This window comes from Pseudomonas sp. NFX98 (genome assembly GCF_047784845.1).
Classification (GTDB): Bacteria; Pseudomonadota; Gammaproteobacteria; order Pseudomonadales; family Pseudomonadaceae; genus Aquipseudomonas.
In genome coordinates, this window is record NZ_JBLNNF010000003.1 from 131,205 (window position 1) to 153,527 (window position 22,323).

Consider the following 22,323-nt stretch of genomic DNA (forward strand, 5'->3'; position numbering starts at 1 on the left):
CCTGCTCGCGATGAACGATGACGCGGTATCAGCTCAATACACGAATGGGCTCACCAGCGGACCAAGCCTGGATGTCCTCAATCATCTGCGAAAAGAACAAATGGTAATTCTGCTGGCTGACATACCCGACATGCGGCGTGGCCAGCACATTGTTCAGGGTCCGGAACGGATGATGCGGTGGCAATGGCTCCACTTCGAAAACATCCAGTGCCGCGCCGGCCAGCCGTTGTTTCTGCAAAGCCTTGATCAAGGCTGCTTCATCGACGATCGGCCCGCGTGCGGTGTTGACCAGTAGCGCGGTGGGCTTCATCCAGCTCAAGGCCTCAGCGTCCACCAATCCTCGGGAGCGGTCGCTGAGCACTAGATGAACGGACAACACGTCGGCCTGCTCGAACAATTCCTGCTTGCTGACGTAGGTCACGCCAACTTGCTCGGCCCGCTCGGCGGTCAGGTTTTCACTCCAGGCGATCACGCGCATGCCGAACACCTGGCCGAATTGCGCAACCCGCTGGCCGATGCTGCCCAGGCCGAGAATGGCCAGGGTCTTGCCATGCAGATCGCCACCCAGGCCTTGTTGCCATTGGCCTGCGCGCAAGGCATTGGCTTCGACCACGAGATTGCGGGTCGCGGCCATGATCAGCGCCCAGGTCAATTCCGGGGCGGCGTGTTTGTAGCTGTCGGTGCCGCACACCTGAATGCCCAGCGCCTTGGCGGCGTTCAAGTCGAGGGCGAAGTTGCGCATGCCCCCGGTCACCAACAGCTTGAGTTTCGGCAAGCGCCCCAGCAGCTCTGCGTCGAAGCGGGTACGTTCACGCATCACGCAAATCACTTCAAAGTCGCTCAAGCGCTGCGCGAGGGCATCATTGTCAGCCGGGTAGTCGTGGATGAAACTCACCTGGCCAATGTCTTCCAGCAGCGACCAGTCGACCACGTTTCGGGCGACATCCTGCCAATCGTCAATCACTGCAATCTGCACCGCCATCAGCCTTACCTCTTTAACGCACGGGGTTGGTTTTGTTTAGCCAGCCAAGCAACGCCTGGTGAAACTGCGCCGGCTCTTCCATCTGTGGGGCGTGGCCCATGCCGGGGAATTCGACCAGTGTCGACCGGGGAATCAGTTTCGCCACTTGTTTGCCAAGAACGTCGTAGTGACCGATTTTCGCCTTCACCTCGGGCGAAGCGATATCACTGCCGATGGCCGTGGTATCGGACGTCCCGATCAGCAGCAGGGTCGGCATCTTCAGGTTCTGGAATTCGTAGTACACCGGCTGGGTGAAGATCATGTCGTAGATCAACGCCGAGTTCCATGCGACCTGCGTATGCCCCGTACCTTTGTTGAGGCCGGCGAGCATGTCCACCCAACGATCGAATTCAGGCTTCCAGCGACCGCCGTAATAGGTGTTGCGCTCGTAAGTGCGGATGCCTTCGGCGTTGAGTTTCAGCTCGCGCTCGTACCATTGATCCACCGTGCGATACGGCACGCCAAGGGCTTTCCAGTCTTCCAGGCCGATAGGGTTGACCAATGCCAATTGTTCGACCTGTTCGGGATATTGCAGGGCATAGCGTGTGGCGAGCATGCCGCCGGTAGAGTGGCCGAGCAGGGTCGCCTTCTGAATGCCCAGCGCCTTGAGCAATTGTTGAGTGTTACTCGCCAGTTGCTGGAAGGTGTACTGATAGTGATCAGGCTTGCTGGAGGTGCAGAAGCCGATCTGGTCAGGGGCGATGACCCGGTAACCGGCGTCGCTCAGCGCTTTGATCGAGGTTTCCCAGGTTGCACCACAGAAATTCTTGCCATGCATCAGCACCACGCTGCGACCGTTGGCCTTGCCGTGGGCGGCGACGTCCATGTAACCCATTTGCAGGGATTTGCCGGACTGGAAGGCGAAGTGCTTGACGGTGTAGGGGTACTCGAAACCTTGCAGCTCGGGACCATATGCCGGGCCTTCGGCATGCGCAATGACAGGCAGGGCGGCAGTCAGCAGCAGGCCGGGAAGCCAACGGGGAAGAGAGAAGGGCATAGAGAACTCCATTGAAAATCCGCCGATGCTGGATCGGCATGATTAGGGCGACATTAAACAGGCAATCGCCGCATCGGTTGGTTCACCCCATCCAGCCCAAAGTAGCCAAAGCCAGTACGCCATATCGGGCGCCCTTGGCCAGGGTCACGATCAGCAGGAAACGCCCCAGCGGTTCACGCATCACGCCGGCGACCAGGGTCAACGGGTCGCCGATTACCGGCAGCCAGCTGAGCAGCAGCGACCAATGACCATAGCGCTGATAGTGAATTCGGGCTTTTTCCAGATGGGCCGGGCTGACCGGAAACCAGCGTCGATCACGGAAGCGCTCGACGGCTCGCCCCAGCCACCAGTTCACCAGCGAGCCGAGGACATTGCCCAGCGTCGCCACGGCCAGCAGCGCCCACAGCCAGTATTTGTCGCTCAGCAGTAGCCCGACGAGCACTGCTTCGGATTGCAGGGGCAGCAGCGTCGCGGCACCGAAGGCCGCGAGAAACAAGCCAATGTAAGCGCCGAAGATCAATGGGCGGGGTAGTCCGCCACGACCACGTCAGTGCCGTCCTTCTTCAAGCCGATCACTTGATACGCATCGCTCATGCCGTCCATTTCCATGCCGGGCGATCCCATGGGCATGCCGGGGGCCGCGACCCCCAGCAGGTCATCGCGCTTGCTCAGGGCCAGCACTTGATCCGCCGGCACATGGCCTTCGACGAATTTGCCGTTGATCAAACCGGTATGGCACGACGCCAGGCGCGGTGGCACGCCGTGTTGTTGCTTGAATTCGCTCATGTTGGCTTCGACATGGTCCTCGACCTTGAAGCCGTTGGCCTCCAGGTGGGTGATCCATTTTTTGCAGCAACCGCAATTGGCGTCGCGGTGAACTTCGATCGGGATCAGATCAGCGGCCTGGGCCAGGGAGGAAATGAACAGGGCGCTCAAGGCAGCCAGACGCAGAGGGGTTCGCATGTCGGGATGGGTCTCGGATTGCGGGCGAAAAAACGCATTCTGACCGGTTTTTCCGGACAGGCATTCACGGTGTGTTTCAAAGTGCTACAGCGCTGCGCAGCTCTATCATCGTAGATCAAGGCTGTCAGGCAGATGAGGGCGACATGACAAAATTGTCAGCTTGGCCGCTGAGCGCCGGGGCGGCGCTCAGGGAGTTGGATGAGCGGGTGTCAGCGATGCGGATAGTAACCGGGCCCGCCACGATCATCATAGTGACGGTCATGGTGCCAGCCGCCGTGGGGGAAAACGATGCAGCCGCTCAGGGACAGCAGGGCCAGCAGGGGAATCAGCAGTGTGATTCGACGCAACATTTGTAACTCCTCATGGTTATCGCCGAGTGAAGCCAAAACTCTTCATCGGCTGTAACATGAGACCCCGTTTGCAGCGGCTCATCCCCGAAATACGGTAGGGGCTTGGCATGCATTCGGATACAAAGCGGATACATTTATTCAGATTCAGGAACTGCCAATGACCCAGTCGCAACGTTTGAAATATTCAATTCTGATCGCCCTGGCGGTGCTCGGGATCATGTTTGGCCTGTCGTATTTGCAGAACACCGGCGTCATCAGCGAAAAACAGTTTCAGTACATCGCCATTGGCGTAGCGGTGGTCGTGGTCGTGATCAACGGCGTGATACGTCGCAAGGTCAAGCTGTAGGAGCGAGCTTGCTCGCGATGGACGTCAACGACAACGCGCCCATTCTGAATGAACGCGATGTCCGAACGGTGTTTGTTGGAACGCCGTCCGGATCAGACTCGCTGCTACCATCAGTGGTGGTGCAGAACGGCCGCGGCCCGAGGGTCCAGGCTGTAGCTTTTGTCGGCGTTGAGCACGATCACGCCTTCGCTGCACAAGCGTTTCAACACTTCCCGCACACTCAGGAAGGACAGCGGAATATCCAGCTCCAGCAAATGAGTGTGCACACCACGCACACCCAGGCTGCGGTCGCTTTCAGCGGCCGTCAGCAGGGCGTCGATGACTTTCAGACGAATCAGACTGGTTCGCAGGCCAAAGCTTTTAAGCAGGAAGCGAATCCGCTCGTTGCCGTGAAGTTCGGTGGGCTGCTCGAATACACCGACTCCAAGGGCGGTGCCCTTTGGCGCTTTGCTACCGTCCGTTGGCAGTTGCGAGTTGTACATGGCAAAACTCCTTTTCAGAGCCTGATCGGAAAAAATGGGCGCTCTTACATAACAAGACGTATGAGCGACCAAAATCATGAAGACTTAAATGTAGAAATTTTGTCGTCATTACGTCATCGGTCTGTCAGACGCCTCTGTTTCGCAGTGCGCGGCCGCAATTCAATCTCCTAAATTTTTTTCGTTTGCTTCGTCCCTAACAGGATGCGCAGTGCGTGTTTGTACGCAGAACTGTGACCATCGTTTTTCGATCAGGAGCGAGTGTGATTATTTCCAGCCAGTTAACCAGGTTGAGCCTGGCGGGTGTGTTTCTGGGGCTGAGTCTTGCGGCGAACGCGCGCAGCCAGCCTGAGCAGGCCAGTGCCGATATCCGCCGTACCAGTTTCGGCGTGCCGCACATTCGTGCCGAGAACGAGCGCGGGCTCGGTTACGGAATCGGCTATGCCTACGCTCAGGATAACCTGTGTTTGTTGGCTAATGAGATCGCGACGGTGAACGGTCAACGCTCGCGGTTTTTCGGCCCGGATCAACTCACGGTCGAAGAGCGTGAGAACCAGGTCAGCGATCTGTTTTTCACCTGGTTGAACACGCCGCAAGCGGTTGCCGGGTTCTGGCAGGCGCAAACCCCTGAAGTGCGTGAACTGGTGGAAGGCTATGTGGCCGGCTACAACCGCTCGCTGGCGGAACGGCGTGAACAGGGGTTGCCGCAACAGTGCCAGGGCGACTGGGTGCGTGAAATCACCGCAATGGATCTGGTCAAGTTGACCCGCCGACTGTTGGTAGAAGGTGGCGTCGGCCAGTTTGCCGAAGCTTTGGCGGGTACCACGCCGCCGGCTGTCGCCGCAAACATTGGCAAGCAGACAGCGTTCAAGGTGGCGGACATGCGCATGCAGCGTTTTGCTCTGGACCGCGGCAGCAATGCCGTGGCGGTGGGCAGTGATCGTTCCTTCAACGGCCGCGGCATGCTGCTGGCCAATCCGCATTTTCCGTGGGTCGGCGGCATGCGTTTTTATCAGATGCACCTGACCATTCCCGGTAAACTGGATGTGATGGGTGCCGCGTTGCCGGGCCTGCCGATGATCAACATCGGTTTCAACCAGCACCTGGCCTGGACCCACACCGTGGACTCGTCCAAGCATTTCACCCTGTACCGCCTGCAACTGGATCCCAAGGATCCGACCCGCTACCTGCTCGACGGCAAGTCGTTGCCGATGGACAAACAAACGCTGACGGTCGACGTGAAGCTGCCGGACGGTTCGGTGAAAGCGGTTTCCCGTGATGTGTACAGCTCGCAATTCGGCCCGATCGTGCAGTGGCCCGGAAAACTGGACTGGGACAATCAGTTTGCCTACAGCCTGCGTGACGCCAACCTTGATAACGACCGCGTTCTGCAACAGTGGTACGCGATGAATCGTGCCGAAAATCTCAAGGATTTCCAGGACAGCGTCCAAAAAATCCAGGGCATCCCGTGGGTCAACACGCTGGCAGCCGACGACAAGGGGCAAACGCTGTACATGAACCTGTCGGTGGTGCCGAACGTGAGTGCCGAGAAACTGGCCCAGTGCAGCGATCCACGGATCGGCTTGCAGATGATCGTCCTCGACGGCTCCAACAGCGCCTGTGCGTGGGATATCGACCCGCAAGCCGCACAGAAAGGCATTTATGCGGCGGATAAACTGCCGCAATTGTTGCGCAAGGATTTCGTGCAGCATTCCAACGATTCCGCGTGGATGGCCAACCCGGCGCAACCGCTGACCGGTTTCTCGCCATTGATCAGCCAGGACAGCCAGCCATTGGGCCTGCGCTCGCGTTTCGCCCTGGATCGCCTGAACACCTTGGCCAAGGCCGGCCCGCTGGCAGCGATGGATCTGCAACACATGGTGATGGACGATCAGGTGTATCAAGCTGCGCAAGTTATGCCGGATCTGTTGCAATTCTGCGCGGACGGTTTGGGCGGCGATGCGAAAACGCTGGCACCGCTGTGCGCCAGTCTCAAGGCTTGGGATCGCAAGGCAAATCTCGACAGTGGGCTGGGCTTTGTGCATTTCCAGAATGTCATGGAACCGCTGGAGCAAGCGCCTGACGTCCGGCGTGTAGCATTCGATCCGAAAGACCCGCAACACACGCCGCGTGGCCTGGCGGTCGACCGGCCGGAAGTCGCGCAGGCGCTGCGTCAGGCAATGCTCGCGTCAGTGGAGCAGGTCAATGCTTCAGGGCTGAAAAAGGACAGCCGCTGGGGTGACATCCAGGTGGTGAGCAGTGGCGGCCAGCAAACGCCGATTCACGGCGGGCCGGGCACTTTGGGCGTCTACAACGCCATCCAGAGCGTACCGAGAACCGATGGCAAGCGTGAAGTGGTCAGCGGCACCAGTTATTTGCAAGTCGTGACCTTCGATGAAAAGGGACCGCAGGCCAAAGGGCTGCTGGCGTTCTCGCTATCCAGTGACCCAGCGTCGAAATACTCGCGGGACCAGACACTGGCGTTTTCGAAGAAACAACTGAGCGTGCTGCCGTTTACCGAGCAGCAGATCAAGTCCGATCCGCAATATCAGTCCCTGACGATCCGTGAACAGGACGAGAAGGCTGCGAAGGTGGCTTCGCAATAATGTGATGAGTGTTTGAGAGACAGACGAAGGCCGCACCCCGCGAGGGTTGCGGCCTTTTAGCTTTTCGGAGGTTTTTGCGGGATGGAATTCAGGACTGGATTGCCGTCTTCGTTACGGGTCAGGTAGACCGGCAGCACCTTGGGCAGGGTCGTCACCAGGGTGTTGAGTTCCTTGATGTTGTAGATGCCACCAATGCGTATCGCGCCGGTGCTGTTGTCGGCAACCATCAACGGTGTTTCCAGATAACGGTTGATCAACGGCAGCGCTTCACTCAGCGCCAGATTGTCGAGCACCAGTTTGCCATTGAGCCAGGCCAGCGAATTGTCGTTGTCGTAGGTCTGGCGGATCCGCGGAATGTAGTCGCCGTGGCCGTAGCTCGCCTGCATCGATGGACCGAGCCTCAAGCCGTCCCCCGGCAAGTCGTCATTGCTGCTGACCAGCACCGAACCTTCGATCAGGTTCACTTTCACCTGGTCTTCATACATCCAGACGTTGAATTTGGTCCCGGTGACGCGGATCTTGCCTTCGGCCGCCTTGACTACAAACGGGTGGCTGCTGTCGTGAGTCACGCTGAAGAAGGCTTCGCCTTTGTTCAGGCTGACCTGGCGACGATCCTTGTAGTTGCTGTAGGTCAGCTCGCTGCCCAGGTTGAGTTCCACCTGGCTGCCGTCCTTCAAGGTGACCTGACGCACATTGTTGGTCGCTTCAAAGTGCTGGTACGAATTGGGCAGCCAACCGAGGTTCCAGCCGCTATAGGCCGCCAGCGGCAACGCCAATGCACATACGGCCGCGGCCATGCCGAAGGTGCGCCACGGTGTCTGGTGTTTTACCGGCACAATCGGCACGACGACAGGTTCGGGACGAGGCAGATCCCCCGCAACATCCCAGATTTCCAGCATCGCCTCGTACTCGAATGCGTGAAGCGGGTCGGCATCCAGCCACTGCTCGAACGCCAGACGCTCCTGCGCGGTGCAGTCATCGGCATGCAAGCGCATGCACCAGTGCGCTGCGGCATCGGTGATGGCGTCGTATTCGGCTTGGGAGAGAGAGTGGTCGGTCATTGACTCATCCTGATTTCCGCCATTCTAACCTTGAGGGGCAGCCGCCGAGAACATCTGTCATGGCAATTACCCATCAAAGTGTGTTTATTTTTGCCCGCTGGCGATAAACACGCCAGCGGGCAGCAGTATTCATACCCGGCGTGAAAATTTGATCAAAAAGTTCTCTATTTGCCCGATAGCTGCGCAGAACAGCGGTTCTGCGCATTTTTCAGGGTCACATCAGGACTCTGCAGGCACCGGGTCCAGTTGCCGGCCCATTTGACCGATCAAAAAGGCAATCGAGTCGGCGTTGCGCAAGATGACGTCAATCCGCGTGTCCGCTTTGAGGGGATCGAAAAATGCCGTGCGCGCCTCGGCCATCGTGGCGCAGCCGGTGATTTTGAGGATCGCCTTGCCCACGTGTTCGGTGCTGACAATGCTGTCCAGACCGACCCAGGCTTGTGCAGCGCCACTCCAGCGGGAGAACAGTTCCTCTGGCGGGGTTGCCAGTGACAGTGCCTCGCGCTGAAACACCTGTTGAGTATTTTTCATGGCCGCGCCATAGGCGGTATTGGGGGCAACGAGGTCGCTGAAAGGGCGGCGAGCTTCCAGAGACGCAATGTCCATGGCGTCTGAATAAAGGTGCGAAAACTCGTGAATCAGGGTGGACGCCTGGCTGTGGGCGTCGACATCGAAAGGCTCGGTCAGGCACGACTTGTACCAATCGAGTTGCTGATCGAAAAATTTCTCGGTGAAATGCACAACCTTGCGTTCATCCTTGTCCACCACGAAAGCAATCATGTTTGCGTTCGGGAATCGGTTGGAACCGATGACAAAACGTTCGGTGTTCATGTAGTCCTCATTCGGGTCCACCAGGGCGTTGCACACGGGAACAATGGCTTTTTTGATTTTATCGATCAGTTGCGCGTTAACGCTGGTGACGTCAAAGAAGCCCTTGAGGAAAGTATTCAGGCGGGTGCCAGACACAAGCGGCCGGGGCTTCGCCAGATTGTGCAGGCTGTTGAACGCATAAAAGCGCGCCATATCGATGGCCTGCACGATCTGGCGCGCCCGGTCCGGTTGCAACAAGCGAATGGTGGTCATGCCTCGCGCTTCAATGTTCAGCGCTCGGTTGACTTCATGGCTGGCCGCATACTCGTTGTGCATCTTCGACAAGGCCTTGCCGAAATGCACGGTGTGCGCATCCAGGTCCATCACCTGTTGCCCGCCTGGCGACTTCAGCAGTGTAGGTCCTGCCTGGTTGGCATTGCGCAGTTGCAAGACCGCGCCCGGTTTGTCGACGCGGTAGACTTTCCCGGCGACAGCAGCGAACTGATGTTTGCTGAGCGGATCGAGGTAAGTGCCATCGTCAGGCTGGCTGGTCAGATCTTTCAAGGCAACGTTTGGCGCTTCGAAGGGCTGCTGCAGCGTGCGCATCGGCGCTGTCGGCTGGATTTTCGACCACTGTGGGTCTTCTACAGCTCTCGCCACAGGCGCGGTTTCTGTAGATACCGGTGCGGATTCAATGGAGTTCTCAAGTGACAGCCGCCCCAACGAGATCAATTGCGCGGCACCGGCGATAAATTCCTCCAGTGCGCGTTTCCAGTGATGATCCTGCAGGTCCTCGGCGGAGGCCTTGGCATCTTTGTAGCTTTGCCACAGAAACAGCGGGTAGGCCAGTTTGCCCGGCAACAGGCCTGCAATCCGTTTGATCCCGGAACTGAACAAGTTGACTATCGTGCTCCAGTCCGACTGAAGCGACTTCGACGACAGACTGCCCAGTAGGTGCTCCAGTAGCTTTGTGTTGTCGCTGAACAATCGGGTCAGCAGGTTGCCAATGATGGGAGTAGAGGCAAGTGAGATTTCCATCGATTTATCGACAGCGGGCAGGAGCAAGTTACGGAACACGGACTGTTGATTTGCCGGCAGCCGGCGAATCAACAGATCCTGCAGAGAACCTTTGGCATGAATCGCGGCGAGCAGGCTGGTCTCGCTTTCAAACTCGGTGAAAAGCGAACCTGTGTGGTAAGGCGCATAGAGGATATGTGATCCTTTATGTCGGGCACCGGGGCCGATAAGGTACAGACCGAGAGCGTTCACCGCCGCAGCGCCAGCCGTCTTGATCAGCGCCAATGGGCGCACCAAGGCATGGGCGCCTTGCACTGCCGCTCGGGCAATGTCGTCGGGCATGTCCAAAACCTGCTGGACCAAGTCGAACGCCGCCGCGGACAGTCGCTGTTGAAGGTGCAGGGCGTGGGCATGCTGCATGAGTTGCCAAGGTAATTGCTGAATAAATCGCAAGCATCGAACCTTGGCTTCATCGCTGTTGCCTGACAGACGATCAATTATTTTTTTAGTGAATCCTTTCTGGATATCCAGTGATAACAAGAGCTGCCGGACTGCTTTCTGATCAAGGCCGGCGGGAAGCACAGCACCGGTTTTCGAGCGGACGCTGAACCCCGAACCGTCGGCAATGCTGGCGGGATTCAGCGCCAACTCGGTCAGGCTGCGCGATGGCCCGGCCAAGGCCAAGTCCGGAACTATTTCAATGTCGTTCGGTTCGGTCACGGCTCCGGGGAAGCGACTGCGAAGTAACGTCGCGAGCGTATCGTGAACATGTGCTGTCACGGTTGGCAGACCACTGAGATAGTCTTTGTCTTCGCTGACATTATTGAGGTACTGCTGCAGTAGTTCGAGGTGCAATTGCTGTGCTTCTACCGGCGCCAAACCGAGCCAGACCGGCAGGGAGGGTCGGCAGGCAATGGCTTGTGATAACTGCGTGGCTCTGCGCAAGTTGCTGTCGATTGCCGCCTGCGCCAGTTTGTTTAGCGCGTTGTGTTTTTGAGCCGCGGTGAGCTCCAGTGAGCGCACGTGTTCGCAAGCACCCAGAAAATGCTCGATGGCTGATTGCGTCAGCTTTTGCAGAACATTGCCATCGATCAGCCGCAACGAGTTCAGCGAATAGCGTTGGTGGAACTGACGCTGTGCAGGGGTGAGGTTTTCCAGCAGATTCAGGCGCTTTCGAGGGGCTTGCAGACGCCGGTTCAGTTCCTGTTTCGCACGGTCAACGCCACCGAACACTTCCAGCCCCGCCGCCGGCGTCCACAGCAGGGCTCGCCCCGAGTGCTGAATGTCGAGCCCGCCGCGCTCGGTCAACAGAAAGCAATTGGCCAGCGGCAAGACACTAGCCTGACCGGCACATTCAAGGACCAATGAGTAAGCGTCTGGCCGGAATCCGTTGAGAACACTGCGATTGGCGCGATCCGGTTTGTCGGGATTGAACACGGTGTCGACTATCGCCCGGTCTGCTTCGCGCAACGTCGAGGCGAGTACCCGCAGACGCGCTTCCCCACGCATACCGACGGCAAGCGCATGAGCCAGGCGTGATTGCATGTTTTCCAGATAGACCTTTTGCAGCGCCAGCGTGGTCAAGGGCTGTGCAGCAAATTCGGTGCTGACCAGCGTTTCGACATCGCTGAAAGTCTTGACGAGCGCCGCAGCGGTATCAGCAAGAACCAGGGATGGCGTTTGCCTTCCGGACAGCACGGGCCGCGTACTCCAGCGCCCGTCAGCCGGTAGCGCCAGCAACCGCTCGCTGATCATGGAGCGTATATCCAGCGCCTTATCGAACAAGGCATGGATATCTACGGCATCGTCGCTGTAACGCAACAGTTGAAGGGCGTGCTCCAGGTTTTGTTGTTGTTTGACGATGATCGCTTCAAACAGTGTTTTGAAAATCGACCCTGAAACCACTTCCCCGGTGACATGGGGTTGCTGGAAACCGATAAAACGGTTGCGCTCGTCCAGGCTCAGCAGGCCGTAAAGTTCGTCTTCGTGACCGGCCGCGCTGAATTTGCTGCGCAAAGTGTCTTTCAAGTCCTGGTAGTTTTTGAGCACCTGTAACCCGTGGGTGGGGGTGTAGAGACAGGCTTTCGCGTGGCTGATCATCAGCGAACCCGCCAGTTCTACATAATTGGCCTGGTGTTCCCACAGGCGCACGGTTTCCACGGTTGTGCTTCGAGCGGTATCGGAAACCGGTTCGATGAGGGTATGCAGCAGCGTGCTCTGTTCGGGACTGATAATTTCGGCCTCGCGCTTGAGCAGGATGTCTGCTCGTGCCTGTTCACGAATGGCCTTGGCAAAAAACTCCCGTCGTGACACACCATCGGCGCTGGCCGCGCTCCAGAAATGCTCCAGTTGCGTCGACAGCAGGCTGAACAATTTTGCGCAAACGGATTTGACTGCGAAGTCCCAGTGCTGATGGTCAGTACTTGCTGCGGTTTTTTGCGGGTGGGAAAACTCAACGTGCTGACCGGTTGGCCATTGCTGCTCACGGTAATACGACAGAATCGCGGCGCTCAAGGACAGGGAGTTGATCCACAGACGAGTGGGCCCGGCGCTCGGGCCTGTAGGGGAAGCTGCATAGAAATTCACTTGGGTCCGATGCTGATCGAGTCCGGGAAACGTGGATGCCAGCCACTTGGCAAGTACTGTATCGAGCAACGAAGTGAGCGTTGGCAGCGCCATCAGTTCATCGAGCATGGCCTGGTCATTCAGGCTCCGGTTATCGCCGATGGCGGCACGCTGGTCTTCGAATACGTCGCCATCGATCGTCTGGTAGGTCACCTTTACATGGGGGGCTGCCGCGAGCTTCTTGCGCCGGTCCAGGGACATGCAGGCGAGCAGTTTGTCATCTTCAGTTGCGTCGTTCAGTTGCTGTACCAGGTGTTCTGTCAACGCCGCGCGGCTGTAGTACTTCTGAATGCCGGCGTAGGGGGTATAGGCAATCACTCCGCTTTTTTCCGGCGTGGGACTCAACACGAAACTGCCGGCCAAAGGCACTGGTTGCTGGTCGGCAATGCCGAGCAGGATTCTTTCGGCGAGCATCGTTGGCGACTGTTGACTGCGCAGGGTCTGAGTAGCCAGTTCGATATGTTTGAACCATTGAAAATCCTTTTGCGAAAGTCCACGGGTTTTGCCCAGTTCGGTCCAAAGGCCGGGGGACTGCAGGGCTTCGGGGAAAAACAGCGGATCAGCGGATGTAGGCATTATCGAGTCTCGAGCAAGGCACGGCGCAGAGCGCCACTGGATGGAGCGTCGAGACTAAAAGCCGGGGCCATGGCACGGGTGGTAGATAGTTAACGCACGGCAAGCCCATGTTCGTGCAAACAGGCGCCATTGAAGGGTTGACAGCGCACTCGCCGCGCGTTGTTAATCGGCGGTCTACGTACGCTGTTGCCCCCTCCAATAATTAGTCTGGAGCTTCAGATGTCTGCGCCACACGATCATGTGTCTACTGTTGTCTCGCAAAACCTGTCGCTGGCTGAATTGACGGCATTGCTTGAGAAGATCTTCCTGCGTCACGGCACGTCGGCCGATGTCGCTCGGGTGCTGGCACAAAACTGCGCCGGCGCCGAACGCGACGGTGCGCACAGTCACGGGGTGTTCCGCATTCCCGGTTATGTCTCGACCCTGAAGAGCGGCTGGGTGAACGGCAAGGCCGTTCCGGTGGTTGAGGATGTGGCTTCGGGATTCGTGCGGGTCGATGCCGGTAACGGTTTTGCGCAACCGGCACTTGCCGCCGCGCGGGCATTGCTGGTGGAAAAAGCCCGCAGCGCCGGCATCGCGGTCCTGGCGATCCGCAATTCGCACCATTTCGCCGCGTTGTGGCCGGACGTCGAGCCCTTTGCCTATGAAGGGCTGGTGGCGCTCAGCGTGGTCAACAGCATGACCTGCGTCGTACCCCACGGTGCCGATCGGCCGTTGTTCGGCACCAACCCCATTGCCTTTGCCGCGCCGCGTGCCGATGGCGAGCCAATTGTGTTCGACCTGGCCACCAGCGCCATTGCCCATGGCGATGTGCAGATTTCCGCGCGCAAGGGCGAGCGTTTGCCACCGGGCATGGGCGTGGACGGCCTCGGTCAGCCGACCCAGGACCCGAAAGCGATTCTGGAAGGCGGCGCGTTGTTGCCGTTTGGCGGGCACAAGGGCTCGGCGCTGTCGATGATGGTGGAGCTGTTGGCCGCAGCGTTGACCGGGGGTAATTTTTCCTTTGAGTTCGACTGGAAGAATCATCCGGGCGCGAAGACGCCGTGGACCGGTCAGTTGCTGATTGTCATCGACCCGAGCAAAGCCGCCGGGCAGAGCTTTGCCGAGCGTAGCCAAGAGCTGGTGCGGCAGATGCATGGTGTGGGGCTGAAGCGGTTGCCGGGTGATCGACGTCACTCTCAACGTGCCAAGTCGCAAACGAATGGCGTTGTGCTGGACGAGCCGACGCTGGCGAATTTGCGGGAGTTGGCGGGCAGCTGACACAAGACCTGTGGGAGCGGGCTTGCCCGCGATGAGGGAGTTTCAGTCGACATATGAGTTGCCTGACACGCCGCCATCGCGGGCAAGCCCGCTCCCACAGGGTTTGGGGTGTTGGGAGGGTTAGCGCCGTGCCAACAACAAACCGACCACCAGACCGAAACCGGCCGATACCGCCACGGTTTGCCATGGATGACCGCCGATGTAGGTTTCGGTGGCTTCGACTGCAGGCAGGGTCCGGTCGCGCACGCTGGTCACCGAGTCCCGGGCCTGCTGGAGTTTCTGGGCGATTTGCCCACGCAGTGTCTCGGCTTCCTCACCGACCAGTGAAGCGCTGCTTTTCAGCAGTTTTTCCGACTCTTCGATCAAAGACTGAAGTTCGCTGAAGGCCTGATCCTTGATTTGATCTTCGGCGGCTTGGGCGGCGGTTTTCCGGGCCATTGAAGTACTCCTTGCAGGTAAGTGGACAGTGAACAATGGAGTGCGCCGCGATTGAAAAAGTTGCAGCGACTTAACGTTCTGGCGCAATCCCGAAGAAATCCAGCGCAGGACGTTTCGTCCTACAGTGTAAGATGTCGCCTATTTTACGCAGCAGGAAATTCCCATGAGCTTCAATCTGGCCGACAAACCCCTTGCCGAGCGCGCTGCGCTTGAAGATGAAAAATCCCGACTGTTCGAACTCTGGCAAAACAACCTGGGCAAAGCCAAGGGTGAAGCTGCACGGTTGTTCGGCGAGCGGGCCAAACGCAAAGGCAAATGGGCCGAGTGGGTCCGGGCCGAGCTGGACGGCATGTCGCCGCCCGAGTTCTCGAACATGGTGCGCAGTGAAGTCAATCGACTGATGGCTGCCAGCAAATAACGATTACGCAAAACTCGCGACAATGGCCTCACGGACTTTCAACACCACCGGATCGAGCTGGGTGCTGGTGCGCCAGCCCAGTTCGATCGGGTAGCGCGGCAACGCCAAAGGGCAGGGCAGCAACATCAGGCCACTGAGCGCCGCGATGCTGCTGGCGGCATGGGCCGGAATGGTCGCCACCGCCTGACTGCCCTTGAGCAGATGCGGCAATGCCGCGAAATGCGTGGTCGAGGCGCAGACCCGTCGACTCAGACCCAACGCCGCCAGTCCCTCATCGGTAATGCCGATAAAGCCTCCCGACGACACCAGGATATGTTCGCGTGCGACGAATTCCTCAAGGCTGATGCCTTGCTGTCCTGCGGCCAGGCTGAGCGGGTCGATCAGGCACGCGTAACTCCCTTCCCCCAACACCTGACGACTGAGCAGGCGCTCGGCAAACCCTCCGGCGGTAATCGCCAAATCGATGCTGCGCTCTATCAGTGCCTGGGCGACGATCTGGCTGTGGGTCTGGCGAAAGATCAAACGCAGCTTCGGCGCGCTGCAGGCGACTTCTTCAATCAAACGCCGGCCGTAGGCAATCTCGAAATCATCCGACATGCCCACCGTCACGGAGCGCCCGTCGTAATGGCTGGCTCCCGGATCGACCATCGCCAGGCTCTGCCGGCACTTGTTCAGCGCATCGCTGACCACCGGTTTGAGTTGATTGGCCTTGAGCGTCGGCGCGAGGCCGCGACCGGTGCGCACAAACAATTGATCGCCATACACCTCGCGCAACCGACGTAACGCCGCGCTGACTGCCGATTGCGTTACCCCAAGGCGCAGTGCTGCGCGACTGGCACTCGATTCTTCGTGAAGTGCTTCGAAGACTTTCAGCAGGTTGAGATCGATGTTGGCGATATTCATCTGGGTCATATCATTCAGCAGTGAATGGGGCTTTATTAATGATCCCGTGCCACCGGAGAATCAGCAACACCTGATGCAAATGGAGTTACCGCGATGCCCAAGTCAATCGTTGCTGCACTGCAAATCGGCGCCTTGCCCGGCGGCAAGGCTGAGACGCTGGAACAGATTCTGTCGTATGAAAACGCGATCATCGAATCCGCTGCCGCACTGGTAGTGATGCCCGAGGCGCTGCTCGGTGGGTATCCGAAAGGCGAGGGTTTTGGTACGCAACTCGGCTATCGCCTGCCGGAAGGTCGTGAAGCCTTTGCCCGGTATTTCGCCAATGCCATCGATGTGCCGGGCGCAGCAACCGAGGCGTTGGCGGGTCTCTCGGCACGGACCGGCGCCAACCTGGTGATCGGCGTCATTGAGCGGTCCGGCAGTACGTTGTACTGCACCGCGTTGTATTTCGATCCGCAGGCCGGTTTGGTGGGCAAGCACCGCAAACTGATGCCGACCGGCACTGAACGACTGATCTGGGGCAAGGGCGATGGTTCGACCTTGCCGGTGATCGACAGTCAGGTTGGACGCATCGGTGCGGTGGTGTGCTGGGAAAACATGATGCCGCTGCTGCGCACCGCGATGTACGCCAAAGGCGTGGAGGTGTGGTGCGCGCCGACGGTGGACGAGCGTGAGATGTGGCAGGTCAGCATGCGCCATATCGCCCACGAGGGCCGCTGCTTCGTGGTCAGCGCCTGTCAGGTTCAGGACTCGCCACAGGCCTTGGGCATCGAGGTTGCAAACTGGCCGGCGGATCGGCCGTTGATTGCCGGTGGCAGTGTGATCGTCGGCCCCATGGGCGATGTTCTGGCCGGTCCGTTGCGGGGTGATCGCGGCTTGTTGACCGCCGAAATTGACACCGATGACCTGATCCGCGCGCGTTACGACTACGACGTGGTCGGGCACTACGCGCGGCCGGATGTGTTCGAGTTGACGGTGGATGAGCGGGCCAAGCCCGGTGTTCGTTTCAACACATGACCCTGTGGGAGCTAGCCTGCTAGCGATGGTGCGTCAGCCAGCATCTATGACAACTGACACACTGTCATCGCTAGCAGGCCAGCTCCTACATTGGATTTTCAGTGTTGCCGATACAGTCTTACCGACTGCCGGTCGTCGGTCCCGGCAGGCTGAGCTTGCCACTATCGACGAAACGCATCGTGCCGAACAAGCCTCCGGCGAGTTTGCCGCGCAGGACGTAGGGCATGTTGTTCAGGGTTTGCACCTGGCTCAGGCCGAAGGTCTGGCGCAGCACCGAGAACGCCGACACACTGACCGGCACCGTCAACACCGTTTCGGAGAAGCGCGCAATCGAGCCTGATTCATCGCTGACCCCGGAAGCGAAGGGTTGGCCGTTGATGTCCAGGTCCAGGGACACGCCGTTGAAACTGATCGAGCTTTCATTGGGGTTCTGCACGCGAATCTTCACGGCAAAGCGGACTTCCATGTCCTGGCTTTGCAGGGGTTCAATGCCAACCACGTTGATGTTCAGCGGATCGCGATTCGGCAACAGGGCGCAGGCGCTCAGGGAGAGCAACAAGAGGGAAAGGATTACGGCGTGTACGCTGCGCATGAACGTGCTCTCACAAGTAAAAAGGGCTGAACCGCCAGCGGCTCGGCCCTTGAGCATTTGTCTAGCGGTTCAACTGTGCGACAACCGCAGGCCTGGCGGGTTCACCCTTGGCCGGGACATCCGGGTTTTCCATGACTTGCAGGATCGAGGCTTCAGGATCGAAATCGTCTTCTTCCAGCTCGATGAACTCTTCCGGCAGGAAGATATTCAGTACGATCGCACACAACGCACCCACAGTGATCGGCGACTCGAAGATGTTGTGCAACGCCTTCGGCAGCTCACGCAAAACTTCGGGTACAGCGGCAACACCCAGGCCCATGCCGAGGGATATCGCCACGATCAGCATGTTGCGCCGATGCAGGCCGGCTTCGGCGAGGATCTTGATGCCGGCCACGGCCACGGTGCCGAACATCACCAACTCGGCGCCACCGAGCACCGGTTTCGGCATCAGTTGCAGCACCGCGCCAATCATCGGGAACAGCCCCAGCACCACCAACAAACCGGCGATGAAAAACGCCACGTAGCGGCTGGCCACGCCGGTCAGTTGAATCACGCCGTTGTTCTGGGCGAAGGTCACCATCGGCATGCTGTTGAACACCGCCGCCATCGCCGAGTTGAGACCGTCGGCGAGCAACCCGGATTTGATCCGGCGAATGTAGACAGGGCCTTTGACCGGCTGCCGGGAAATCATCGAGTTGGCGGTCAGGTCGCCGGCGGCTTCCAGTGGCGACACAAGGAAAATCACCGCCACCGGCACGAACGCGACCCAGTCGAACGAGAAGCCGTACTTGAACGGCACCGGCACACTCATCAGCGGCACGGCGGGCAGGCTGGCGAAGTCGACCTGGCCCAGCAGCCAGGCGACGACATAGCCGAGGGTCAGACCGATGACAATCGCCCCCAGGCGCAGGAACGGCACGTCCACTCGATTCAACACCACAATGGTCCCGAGCACCAATGCCGCCAGACCCAGGTGACTGGCCGCACCGAGGTCGGGAGCGCCGAAACCACCGGCGATGTCGGTCATCGCGACCTTGATCAGCGACAAACCCATCAGCGTGATGATGGTGCCGGTCACCACCGGGGTGATCAGCATCCGCAGCTTGCCGATGAACTGGCTCAACACCACTTCAATGAACGCAGCGAAAAAGCACACGCCGAAGATCGTCGAAAGAATCTCATCGGTGCCGCCGCCCCTGGCCTTGACCATGAAACCGGCACTGAGGATCACACTGATGAACGAGAAACTGGTGCCTTGCAGGCACAGCAATCCCGAACCAATCGGACCGAAGCGCCGCGCCTGAACGAAAGTGCCCAGGCCCGAGACGAACAGCGCCATGCTGATCAGATAGGGAATTTCGCTTTGCAGGCCCAGGGCGCTGCCCATGATCAACGTCGGCGTGATGATGCCGACGAAACTGGCGAGTACGTGTTGCAGGGCGGCGAACACGGTAGCCGTCAGGTGAGGGCGGTCGTTGAGGCCGTAGATCAGGTCATTGTGGCGCGAGTTTTTTTCAGGGGAGGTCATGGTGGTATGCGTGCCGGGAGGCGGGGCCGGGTCAGAAAAAGGAGGCGCAGGATGCCAGAAAGACCCTTTTGTGGCGAGCGATGAGCCGCTCAGCCGCCGCAATCCCCTGTAGGAGCCGAGCTTGCTCGCGATGGCGTTGGGTCAGACACTTCATTCCTCGAATGTGACTCCGTCATCGCGAGCAAGCTCAGCTCCTACAGGGGCATGGTGAACGCGGCGAGCAAATCCTCTTCAAACGCCTTCTGCGCATCCCCCGGCACCAACGCCCGATGCCTGGCCAAATGAAACGCCACCTCGAAACTCATGCCCTCACGGCGCACCACCCGCAGCAAACCCTTGTCTTCCCAGCTACGGGCAAAGTGGCTGGGCAGATAGCCAATGTGCTTGCCGGATAAAATGAAGGCGAGGGTGCCTTCGACCTGTTCCGCCCGTGCCGAACACAGCTTGCCCTGAAACGGTTCGTCGCTGCGCAGAAAGCGATAAGGGTGATCGACCCGGTCGCAGGCTTGCAACGCCTGATCATCCGGCGCCTCATCGGTGAACAACGGATGGCCTTCGGCGCAGTACAAGTGCTGGGTTTCAGTGAACAGTTCGCGGTAGTCAAAGGCGTTCTGGATCTGCGAGAAATAACCGATTGCCAGATCGAGCCGCTGTTGCAGGAGCAAGCGCTCCATTTCGCCGGGCATGGCGCTCATCAATTCGATGCGCACCGATTCATCGCGCTGGCGAAAACGCCGGATCGCCTCGGCCACCCGTTGCAACACCGATTGGTCCAGCGCTTCGGACAAGCCCAAACGCACTTCGCCGATCAAGCGCCCGGCCACGCCGTTGGATTGATGACGGAACGCTTCGATGGACTCGAACAGGCTGCGAGTGGCGTTGAGCAACTGCTCGCCCTTGGGTGTGACGTTGAAACCTCCCTTGCCACGGCTGCACAGCCGATAGCCGAGGCGGGTTTCCAGCTTGGCCATTTGCTGGCTGATGCTCGACTGGCTCAGGCCCAGTTCACCTTGCGCGGCACTGAAGCCACCGCACTCCACCACACTGACAAACAGGCGCAACAGTTGCAGGTCCACATCGTGGAGTTGACCGAGCATCAAACATTACTCCTGAGTAATGTCAGGTTAATAAACGTGATATTTCACCAATGTATCCGAGGATGCATCCTGCAACCACTTCCTCCGGTCAGGTGATCGTCATGGCTCCCGTGTTCAAGTTGTGTCTACCCGCGTTATTCCTTGCCATGGCCGCCGCGGCACAGGCTGAGGAGAAAGTCGTCAACCTCTACAGTTGGGCTGATTACGTAGCTCCTGAAACCCTGCAACGGTTCGAACAGGAAACCGGCATTCACGTGCGCTACGACACTTTCGACGCGCCAGAAGTGCTGGAAACCAAACTGCTGACCGGTGGCAGCGGCTATGACGTGGTGGTGCCATCGTCGAGCGTTCTGGCCCGTGGCCTGGCGGCGGGTGCGTTGAAAGCCATTCCGCACGAGGGCCTGAAGGGCTACGCCAACCTTGATCCGGATCTGCTGGAAAAACTCGCGGCTGTCGACCCCGGTAATCAATATGGCGTGCCCTACACCTGGGGCACCCTGGGGCTGGGGATGAATGTCGAGGCGGTGCAAAAACGCCTGCCGAACGTGCCGCTCAACAGTCTGGACTTGCTGTTCAAACCGGAGTACGCCAGCAAGCTCAAGGACTGTGGCATTGCGATCATCGACTCGCCGCAAGAGGTCATCGGCCTGGCCTTGCACTATCTGGGCAAGGATCCCTACAGCACCAACAAGGATGATCTCGAAGCCGCGCAAGCGTTGTTGCATCAATTGCAGCCTTCGGTGCTGTACGTCGCCAGCGGTCGGCAGATCAACGACCTGGCGAACGGCAGCGTCTGCCTGGCCCTGGCTTACAACGGTGACGCGAGCATGGCCGCCGATCAGGCGCGCAAGGCTAACAAACCCTACGAAATTGCCTACCGGATTCCCAAGGAAGGCACGCTCGTCTGGCAGGACAACCTGGCGATCCCCAAGGACGCGCCGCACCCGGAAGCCGCACGCCAGTTCATCGAATTCATGTTGCGCCCCGAATCCGTCGCGGCGCTGACCAACACGCTGTTTTTCGCCACCGCTAACCAGGCCGCGACGCCGCTGGTGGATGAAGCGGTGCGCACCGACCCGGACATCTATCCGCCCGCCGACGTGCGTGGCCGGCTCTACGCCGACCGCAGCATGAGCCTCAAGGACATGCGCCAGCGCACACGCGTGTGGACCACTTTCCGTAGCCGCCAATAATAAGGAGCCTTCAATGGACGTCCCAGCGCAGAACGACCAAGCCATCACCCGTGACAGCCTTTACGGAACCGCTGCCGAAAGTACCTACGCCGGCATCACCAGTTTCATGCGTCGACGCTACAGCCGCGATTTGCGTGGCGTCGACGTAGCGGTCAGCGGCGTGCCGTTCGACACCGCCACCAGCAACCGCCCCGGCGCGCGTTTCGGGCCGCGCGGGATTCGCGCAGCGTCCACCGGGATTGCCTGGGAGCGTCACTGGCCGTGGACCTTCGACCCGTTCGATCACCTCGCGGTGGTCGATTTCGGCGATTGCGACTTCGATTACGGTTCACCGCAGTCGACCCCGGAATCCATAGAGGCCCACGCCGAACACATCCTCGGCGCCGGCGCCGCGATGTTGACCTTCGGCGGTGATCACTTCATCACGTATCCGCTGCTCAAGGCTCATGCGCGCAAACATGGTCCGCTGTCGCTGATCCACTTCGACGCCCACAGCGACACCTGGCCGGACGAAGAGGGCAAGCGCATCGACCACGGCACCATGTTCTGGCACGCGGCCAAGGAAGGGCTGGTCGATCCGTCGCGCTCGGTGCAGATCGGCTTGCGCACCACCAACGATGATCATCAAGGCTTCGCGGTGCTGGACGCGCGGCAGGTGCATCGGCGTGGTGTGGATGCGATTGTCGAGGCGATTCGGGCGCGGGTGGGGGATCACCCGGTGTACCTGACGTTCGATATCGACTGCCTCGACCCTGCCTTCGCACCGGGCACCGGAACTCCGGTGTGTGGCGGCTTGAGCTCGGTGCAGGCACTGGAAATCCTCGGCGGTTTGCGCGGGATCAATCTGGTGGGGATGGATGTGGTGGAAGTGGCGCCGGCGTATGACAGCGCGGACATCACTTCACTGGCGGCGGCGACGCTGGCGATGGAGATGTTGTGCCTGTATGCGGCCAAGCATAAGGTCGATCGGTAAATGCGGCGAGCCTGTTGACGCCATCGCGGGCAAGCCTTGCTCCTACAGGAATT

The 22,323-nt window shown here is 59.3% G+C and carries 20 protein-coding genes; 7 read left to right on the forward strand and 13 right to left on the reverse strand.

Annotated features, from left to right (window positions below; all coding sequences use genetic code 11):
- Positions 1 to 28: 28 nt before the first annotated feature.
- From ACM110_RS04970 to ACM110_RS04990, 5 genes are all read right to left on the reverse strand, one after another.
- The gene (locus ACM110_RS04970; RefSeq protein WP_416126854.1) at positions 29 to 982 is read right to left on the reverse strand and encodes a D-2-hydroxyacid dehydrogenase family protein; all 954 of its coding nucleotides are present in this window, start codon (positions 980 to 982) and stop codon (positions 29 to 31) included.
- A gap of 13 nt (positions 983 to 995) precedes the next feature.
- Positions 996 to 2,018: an alpha/beta fold hydrolase gene (locus ACM110_RS04975; RefSeq protein ID WP_416126855.1), complete on the reverse strand. Its 1,023-nt coding sequence runs from the start codon at positions 2,016 to 2,018 to the stop codon at positions 996 to 998.
- A gap of 82 nt (positions 2,019 to 2,100) precedes the next feature.
- A complete protein-coding gene (locus tag ACM110_RS04980; protein ID WP_338586506.1) occupies positions 2,101 to 2,535 on the reverse strand; it encodes a YqaA family protein in 435 nt (144 codons plus the stop codon).
- Positions 2,535 to 2,981: a DUF411 domain-containing protein gene (locus tag ACM110_RS04985; protein ID WP_338580733.1), complete on the reverse strand. Its 447-nt coding sequence runs from the start codon at positions 2,979 to 2,981 to the stop codon at positions 2,535 to 2,537. The genes ACM110_RS04980 and ACM110_RS04985 overlap by 1 nt, the downstream gene beginning before the upstream one ends.
- Positions 2,982 to 3,190: 209 nt before the next feature.
- Positions 3,191 to 3,331 carry a hypothetical protein gene (locus ACM110_RS04990; protein WP_170948656.1) on the reverse strand — a complete coding sequence of 47 codons (141 nt, stop codon included), beginning with the start codon at positions 3,329 to 3,331 and terminating at the stop codon, positions 3,191 to 3,193.
- A 157-nt stretch (positions 3,332 to 3,488) separates the two neighbouring features.
- Here ACM110_RS04990 and ACM110_RS04995 point away from each other — a divergent pair, with 157 nt between their 5' ends.
- The gene (locus ACM110_RS04995) at positions 3,489 to 3,677 is read left to right on the forward strand and encodes a hypothetical protein (RefSeq protein ID WP_416126856.1); all 189 of its coding nucleotides are present in this window, start codon (positions 3,489 to 3,491) and stop codon (positions 3,675 to 3,677) included.
- Between the two features lie 110 nt (positions 3,678 to 3,787).
- Here the strand turns inward: ACM110_RS04995 and ACM110_RS05000 are convergent, their stop codons facing one another.
- A complete protein-coding gene (locus ACM110_RS05000) occupies positions 3,788 to 4,159 on the reverse strand; it encodes a fe2+ zn2+ uptake regulation protein (RefSeq protein ID WP_416126857.1) in 372 nt (123 codons plus the stop codon).
- Between the two features lie 260 nt (positions 4,160 to 4,419).
- On the opposite strand from ACM110_RS05000, the gene ACM110_RS05005 reads away from it, so the two are divergent.
- Positions 4,420 to 6,762, forward strand: coding sequence for an acylase (locus ACM110_RS05005; RefSeq protein ID WP_416126858.1), 2,343 nt, complete (start codon positions 4,420 to 4,422; stop codon positions 6,760 to 6,762).
- A 56-nt stretch (positions 6,763 to 6,818) separates the two neighbouring features.
- On the opposite strand, the gene ACM110_RS05010 is transcribed toward ACM110_RS05005, so the two are convergent.
- Both ACM110_RS05010 and ACM110_RS05015 read right to left on the reverse strand, forming a co-directional pair.
- Positions 6,819 to 7,823: a FecR family protein gene (locus ACM110_RS05010; RefSeq protein WP_416126859.1), complete on the reverse strand. Its 1,005-nt coding sequence runs from the start codon at positions 7,821 to 7,823 to the stop codon at positions 6,819 to 6,821.
- Between the two features lie 219 nt (positions 7,824 to 8,042).
- Complete coding sequence (locus tag ACM110_RS05015; protein ID WP_416126860.1) at positions 8,043 to 12,851, reverse strand: dermonecrotic toxin domain-containing protein; 4,809 nt, start codon at positions 12,849 to 12,851, stop codon at positions 8,043 to 8,045.
- Positions 12,852 to 13,070: 219 nt separating this feature from the next.
- On the opposite strand from ACM110_RS05015, the gene ACM110_RS05020 reads away from it, so the two are divergent.
- Positions 13,071 to 14,111: an Ldh family oxidoreductase gene (locus ACM110_RS05020; RefSeq protein WP_416126861.1), complete on the forward strand. Its 1,041-nt coding sequence runs from the start codon at positions 13,071 to 13,073 to the stop codon at positions 14,109 to 14,111.
- Positions 14,112 to 14,231: 120 nt separating this feature from the next.
- On the opposite strand, the gene ACM110_RS05025 is transcribed toward ACM110_RS05020, so the two are convergent.
- A complete protein-coding gene (locus ACM110_RS05025) occupies positions 14,232 to 14,549 on the reverse strand; it encodes a DUF883 family protein (RefSeq protein ID WP_338580740.1) in 318 nt (105 codons plus the stop codon).
- A 163-nt stretch (positions 14,550 to 14,712) separates the two neighbouring features.
- On the opposite strand from ACM110_RS05025, the gene ACM110_RS05030 reads away from it, so the two are divergent.
- Positions 14,713 to 14,967, forward strand: a complete 255-nt coding sequence (locus tag ACM110_RS05030; protein WP_034146621.1) for a hypothetical protein — start codon at positions 14,713 to 14,715, stop codon at positions 14,965 to 14,967.
- 3 nt (positions 14,968 to 14,970) lie between these two features.
- Here ACM110_RS05030 and ACM110_RS05035 read toward each other — a convergent pair whose 3' ends face one another.
- On the reverse strand, positions 14,971 to 15,879 hold the full coding sequence (locus tag ACM110_RS05035) for a LysR family transcriptional regulator (protein WP_416126862.1): 909 nt from the start codon (positions 15,877 to 15,879) through the stop codon (positions 14,971 to 14,973).
- A gap of 84 nt (positions 15,880 to 15,963) precedes the next feature.
- Between ACM110_RS05035 and ACM110_RS05040 the strand changes: the two genes are divergently transcribed.
- On the forward strand, positions 15,964 to 16,887 hold the full coding sequence (locus ACM110_RS05040; protein ID WP_416126863.1) for a carbon-nitrogen hydrolase family protein: 924 nt from the start codon (positions 15,964 to 15,966) through the stop codon (positions 16,885 to 16,887).
- Between the two features lie 118 nt (positions 16,888 to 17,005).
- Here the strand turns inward: ACM110_RS05040 and ACM110_RS05045 are convergent, their stop codons facing one another.
- The 3 genes from ACM110_RS05045 to ACM110_RS05055 all read right to left on the reverse strand — a co-directional run bounded on the left by ACM110_RS05045 (position 17,006) and on the right by ACM110_RS05055 (position 20,104).
- Positions 17,006 to 17,479, reverse strand: coding sequence for an LEA type 2 family protein (locus tag ACM110_RS05045; protein ID WP_416126864.1), 474 nt, complete (start codon positions 17,477 to 17,479; stop codon positions 17,006 to 17,008).
- Positions 17,480 to 17,540: 61 nt separating this feature from the next.
- Positions 17,541 to 19,007 carry a nucleobase:cation symporter-2 family protein gene (locus ACM110_RS05050; RefSeq protein ID WP_416126865.1) on the reverse strand — a complete coding sequence of 489 codons (1,467 nt, stop codon included), beginning with the start codon at positions 19,005 to 19,007 and terminating at the stop codon, positions 17,541 to 17,543.
- Positions 19,008 to 19,201: 194 nt separating this feature from the next.
- A complete protein-coding gene (locus ACM110_RS05055) occupies positions 19,202 to 20,104 on the reverse strand; it encodes a LysR family transcriptional regulator (RefSeq protein ID WP_416126866.1) in 903 nt (300 codons plus the stop codon).
- Positions 20,105 to 20,205: 101 nt separating this feature from the next.
- On the opposite strand from ACM110_RS05055, the gene ACM110_RS05060 reads away from it, so the two are divergent.
- Both ACM110_RS05060 and speB read left to right on the forward strand, forming a co-directional pair.
- Positions 20,206 to 21,297 carry a polyamine ABC transporter substrate-binding protein gene (locus ACM110_RS05060; RefSeq protein WP_416126867.1) on the forward strand — a complete coding sequence of 364 codons (1,092 nt, stop codon included), beginning with the start codon at positions 20,206 to 20,208 and terminating at the stop codon, positions 21,295 to 21,297.
- Positions 21,298 to 21,310: 13 nt separating this feature from the next.
- On the forward strand, positions 21,311 to 22,270 hold the full coding sequence (gene speB, locus ACM110_RS05065; protein ID WP_416126868.1) for an agmatinase: 960 nt from the start codon (positions 21,311 to 21,313) through the stop codon (positions 22,268 to 22,270).
- Positions 22,271 to 22,323: the final 53 nt, after the last annotated feature.

Coding starts and splice junctions, on each gene's coding strand:
- ACM110_RS04970 (WP_416126854.1), bottom strand. CDS start 982: ATGGCGGTGCAGATTGCAGTGATTGACGATTGGCAGGATGTCGCCCGA.
- ACM110_RS04975 (WP_416126855.1), bottom strand. CDS start 2,018: ATGCCCTTCTCTCTTCCCCGTTGGCTTCCCGGCCTGCTGCTGACTGCC.
- ACM110_RS04985 (WP_338580733.1), bottom strand. CDS start 2,981: ATGCGAACCCCTCTGCGTCTGGCTGCCTTGAGCGCCCTGTTCATTTCC.
- ACM110_RS04990 (WP_170948656.1), bottom strand. CDS start 3,331: ATGTTGCGTCGAATCACACTGCTGATTCCCCTGCTGGCCCTGCTGTCC.
- ACM110_RS04995 (WP_416126856.1), top strand. CDS start 3,489: ATGACCCAGTCGCAACGTTTGAAATATTCAATTCTGATCGCCCTGGCG.
- ACM110_RS05000 (WP_416126857.1), bottom strand. CDS start 4,159: ATGTACAACTCGCAACTGCCAACGGACGGTAGCAAAGCGCCAAAGGGC.
- ACM110_RS05010 (WP_416126859.1), bottom strand. CDS start 7,823: ATGACCGACCACTCTCTCTCCCAAGCCGAATACGACGCCATCACCGAT.
- ACM110_RS05015 (WP_416126860.1), bottom strand. CDS start 12,851: ATGCCTACATCCGCTGATCCGCTGTTTTTCCCCGAAGCCCTGCAGTCC.
- ACM110_RS05020 (WP_416126861.1), top strand. CDS start 13,071: ATGTCTGCGCCACACGATCATGTGTCTACTGTTGTCTCGCAAAACCTG.
- ACM110_RS05025 (WP_338580740.1), bottom strand. CDS start 14,549: ATGGCCCGGAAAACCGCCGCCCAAGCCGCCGAAGATCAAATCAAGGAT.
- ACM110_RS05030 (WP_034146621.1), top strand. CDS start 14,713: ATGAGCTTCAATCTGGCCGACAAACCCCTTGCCGAGCGCGCTGCGCTT.
- ACM110_RS05035 (WP_416126862.1), bottom strand. CDS start 15,879: ATGACCCAGATGAATATCGCCAACATCGATCTCAACCTGCTGAAAGTC.
- ACM110_RS05040 (WP_416126863.1), top strand. CDS start 15,964: ATGCCCAAGTCAATCGTTGCTGCACTGCAAATCGGCGCCTTGCCCGGC.
- ACM110_RS05045 (WP_416126864.1), bottom strand. CDS start 17,479: ATGCGCAGCGTACACGCCGTAATCCTTTCCCTCTTGTTGCTCTCCCTG.
- ACM110_RS05050 (WP_416126865.1), bottom strand. CDS start 19,007: ATGACCTCCCCTGAAAAAAACTCGCGCCACAATGACCTGATCTACGGC.
- ACM110_RS05055 (WP_416126866.1), bottom strand. CDS start 20,104: ATGCTCGGTCAACTCCACGATGTGGACCTGCAACTGTTGCGCCTGTTT.
- ACM110_RS05060 (WP_416126867.1), top strand. CDS start 20,206: ATGGCTCCCGTGTTCAAGTTGTGTCTACCCGCGTTATTCCTTGCCATG.
- speB (WP_416126868.1), top strand. CDS start 21,311: ATGGACGTCCCAGCGCAGAACGACCAAGCCATCACCCGTGACAGCCTT.